The sequence below is a fragment of the Collimonas humicola genome, assembly GCF_018304945.1.
Lineage (GTDB): Bacteria > Pseudomonadota > Gammaproteobacteria > Burkholderiales > Burkholderiaceae_D > Collimonas > Collimonas humicola.
This window is the reverse complement of sequence record NZ_JAGQEE010000024.1, coordinates 1-504: the sequence shown is the minus strand read 5'-3', so window position 1 is coordinate 504 and position 504 is coordinate 1. Positions and strand designations below refer to the sequence as shown.

General features: G+C 57.1%; 1 protein-coding gene. It reads right to left on the bottom strand.

Features of this window, described 5'->3' with window-relative positions:
* Positions 1-504, bottom strand: a 504-nt coding sequence (locus KHU30_RS25005; protein ID WP_211445295.1) for a hypothetical protein, incomplete at both ends; no start/stop codon positions are given.

Below are 504 nucleotides of genomic sequence, written 5' to 3'. Positions count from 1 at the left end.
TGTCTTCGTTGTCGACGTCAACCTCGACTGGCCTGAGCAGCACCAACAGCAACGTGTCGTCGCTGTCGACGTCGACATCGACCGGCTTGAGCAGCACGAACAGCAACGTCACATCGCTGTCCAGCGGCCTCAGCACGACAAACAGTAACGTATCGTCGCTGTCGACTTCGACCTCGGCTGGTCTGAGTAGTACGAACAGCAATGTCACTTCGCTATCCAGCGGCCTGAGCACGACAAACAGCAACGTGTCGTCGTTGTCGACCTCGACTTCGACTGGCCTGAGCAGCACGAATAGCAACGTGACTTCGCTGTCTAGCGGTCTGAGTACGACCAACAGCAACGTATCGTCGTTGTCGACGTCGACTTCGACCGGCCTCAGCAGCACGAACAGTAACGTCACTTCACTGTCCAGCGGACTGAGCACGACAAACAGCAATGTGTCGTCGCTGTCGACGTCCACCTCGACGGGCCTGAGCACCACCAACAGCAACGTTACTTCGCTGT